Source organism: Kitasatospora sp. NPDC057518 (assembly GCF_042802075.1).
GTDB lineage: Bacteria > Actinomycetota > Actinomycetes > Streptomycetales > Streptomycetaceae > Kitasatospora.
This window is the reverse complement of the sequence record NZ_JBHVEU010000670.1, coordinates 1-3,178: the sequence shown is the minus strand read 5'-3', so window position 1 is coordinate 3,178 and position 3,178 is coordinate 1. Positions and strand designations below refer to the sequence as shown.

At 78.4% G+C, this 3,178-nt stretch carries 2 protein-coding genes; both read left to right on the top strand.

Annotated features, from left to right (window positions below):
* A partial coding sequence (locus ACFU7Z_RS38075) for a prolyl oligopeptidase family serine peptidase (RefSeq protein ID WP_380782680.1) occupies positions 1-2,265 on the top strand: 2,265 nt, incomplete at its 5' end.
* 35 nt (positions 2,266-2,300) lie between these two features.
* The gene (locus tag ACFU7Z_RS38070; protein ID WP_079271858.1) at positions 2,301-3,128 is read left to right on the top strand and encodes an ABC transporter ATP-binding protein; all 828 of its coding nucleotides are present in this window, start codon (positions 2,301-2,303) and stop codon (positions 3,126-3,128) included.
* Positions 3,129-3,178: the final 50 nt, after the last annotated feature.

The window sequence follows — 3,178 nt, the reverse complement described above, 5'->3', positions numbered from 1 at the left end:
GCGCTCTCGTTCACCGCGGAGCTGCCCGGCATCGAAGTGGCCGCGGTGAACGGCGAGCACCACCACGTCCTCGCGGGGCCGCGGGCCGAGGTGGTGCCCCGGAACGACGGAACGACAACCCCGCGGAGGCCGTCCGTGGCTGACCTCGACCACCGGGCCGCGCCCCCCGGGCCGACGGCGCCGAACCCCGTGCCGGCGGACCCGCACCTCACGCCGGCGGACCCGTACCGCTGGCTGGAGGAGGCGGACACCCCGCGCGCCCGGGCCTGGCTCGCCGAGCAGCGGCGCCTGCTGGCCGCCCGCCCGCAGCGCTCCGACGAGCCCGCCTGGGCCGCCCTGCTCGACCGGGTGGAACGGGAGGCGCCCGACCGGACGCCCACCCCGCCCGCCGAGGCCGGCGGCCTGCTCTTCCGCCACGAACGCGGCCCGGACGGCGACGTCCTGACCGTCCGGCACCCCGACGGCACCCGTCGGACGCCCACCGAGGGCGTCATCGGCCCCGGCGACCGGATCGCCGGCTGGCAGCCCGAGCCGCACGGCCGGTTCATCGCCGTCCAACTGCACCGGGACGGAGCCGAGAACGGCGGCCTGCACCTGCTCCCCACCCGCCCGGGCGACCGGCCCCACCACCTGCCCGACGCGGCCCCGTACGCCACCCTCGCCTTCACCGGCGAGGCGCTGGTGTACACCGCCGGCACCCGCACCGAGCACACCCTGGCGGCCCGCCACCCGGACGGCGGCCCGGCCCGCCGGCTCGCCCTGCCGGTGCCCGGCCCGGTCCGGCTCACCCTCCACGGCGGTCCCGGCGGGAACCTACTGCTGCGCACCCGCCCGCAGCCGTCCGGCCCGGCGCGCTGGTGGGCCACCCGGTGGACCGGCCGGGCGGTGCCCGACTGGCAGCCGCTCGACCTCGACGGGCGACGGGTCACCGCCCTGGACCTGAACGAGACGGTCTGCTTCCTCGCCGCCGACGAGCTGCTCGCGCTGGACCTGGACGAGCTGGCCCGGGGCGCCACTGGGCGGCCCGCCGTGGTCGCGCCGCTCGCCGTAGGTGAACCGCCCGCCGCCGGTGAAGTACAGGCGGGCCCGGTCACCGCCCTGCGGGTGCTCGGCCCCGGCCGGAGGCCCGGCCTGGCGCTGCTCCGCCGGCTGGGGACCACCCACCGGCTCGACCTGCACCGGCCGGGCGGGGCGCCGGGCGGTATACCGGGTGGGGAACCCGGCGGGGCGCCGGTTGAGGCACCTGGCGACGGCGCCACCGCACTGCACTGGCCCGCCCGGCTGCGCCTCGGCGCCACCCCGTACGACCGGCACGGGCGGGTCGGCGGGTCGGTCTGGCTGCTCGCCGACGACCCCCGGTACGGCACCTGGACCAGGAGCCTGGACGGCTCCGGCCCGGTCGAACCCCCCGAGCGCCGCGCCGCGCTGCGCACCCTCACCGCCGTCGGCCGGGACGGCGCGCCCGTCCCGGTGACGGTCTGCGACCCCGGGCCGCGGGACCGCGGCCGCCCCGCGCCCACCCTGCTCACCGTCTACGGGGGCTTCGGCCTCCCGCTGGAACCCTCCTGGGACCCGGCCATGGAGGCCTGGCTGCGGGCCGGCGGCCGGATCGCCTGGGTGCACGCGCGCGGCGGCGGCGAGCTCGGCCCCGCCTGGGCGGCCGCCGGCCGGGGCCCCGGCAAGAGCGCCACCGTGGACGACTTCCGGGCCGCCGCCGCGATGCTGGTCGAACGCGGCGAGGCCCCGGCCGGCGGGCTGGGCGCACTGGCCGCCAGCAACGGGGCGCTGGTGGTCGCCGCCGCGCTCACCCGGGAGCCCGGTCTGCTGTCCGCCGCGGTGTGCGTGGCCCCGCTCACCGACCTGGCCCGCTACCAGGTCGGCGGCCTCGGCCGGCTCTGGGCGGAGGAGTACGGCGATCCGGCCGACCCGCGGGCGCTGCGGGCGCTGCTCGACTACTCCCCGTACCACCGGGTGGTGCCCGGGACGGCCTACCCGGCGGTGCTGCTCGCCACCGGGGCGAACGACGCACGGGTGCCGCCCTGGCACGCCTGGAAGCTCTGCGCGGCGCTCGGACAGGCCTCCACCGGGGCGGTGCCGGTCCTGCTCGACCACCACGACAGCGGCGGCCACCAGGGCCGTCCGGCCGCGGCCGGACGGGAGCTCGCGGTCCGCTCCCTCGCCCTGCTGGCCGCCGGCACCGGCCTGCTGCCACCCGCCGACCTGCCCGCCGGTCCGCCCGGCCCCCGGCCCAGACCGCAGTCCTGACCTCAGCCCGTGTCCAACCGAGGAGAGCACCACCGATGACCGAGCCCCAGTCCCTCGCGGGAGGCCCGTCCCGTCCCGGAGGCCCCCGGGCCGCCGCGAACCACGCCCCGGCCGCCGCGTCGGCCGTCGACCTGACCAAGGTGCACGGGTCGGGCGACGCCCGGGTGGTGGCGCTGGAGCGGGTCTCGGTGTCCTTCCGGGAGGGGGAGTTCGCGGCGATCATGGGCCCGTCCGGCTCCGGCAAGTCCACCCTGCTCCAGTGCCTCGCCGGACTGGAGTCCTGCACCTCGGGCGCCGCCCGGATCGGCGACACGGACCTCACCCGGCTGAGCGACGGCCAGCTGACCAGGCTCCGCCGCGACCACGTGGGCTTCGTCTTCCAGGCCTTCCACCTGATCCCCACCCTGACGGTGTCGGAGAACATCGCCCTGCCGCTGACGCTGGCCGGCCGCACCCCCGACCGGCAGTGGCTGGACACCCTGGTGGAGGCGGCCGGCCTCGGCGCCCGGCTCGGCCACCGCCCGGCCCAGCTCTCCGGCGGCCAGCAGCAGCGCGTCGCCTGCGTCCGGGCGCTGGCCGGCCGGCCCCGGATCGTCTTCGCCGACGAACCGACCGGCAACCTGGACTCCCGTTCCGCCGCCGAGATCCTCGCGCTGCTGCGCCGGTGCGTCCGGGAACTCGGCCAGACCGTCGTGATGGTCACCCACGACCCGGTGGCGGCCTCGTACGCCGACCGCGTCGTCTTCCTTGCCGACGGCCGCATCGTCGACGAACTCCTCGGCCCGACCCCCGACCAGGTGCTCGGGCGGATGCGCACCTTCGACGCCAACCTCGGCATCAGCTACTGGTCCGGACCGGCCTGACCTGCCGCGCGCCGACCGCCGGATGCGCGAGGATGGGGGGCATGCCGAAC

Bases quoted from the DNA above. Each gene is read 5' to 3' on its own strand.
- ACFU7Z_RS38070 (WP_079271858.1), top strand. From the start codon at position 2,301: ATGACCGAGCCCCAGTCCCTCGCGGGAGGCCCGTCCCGTCCCGGAGGC.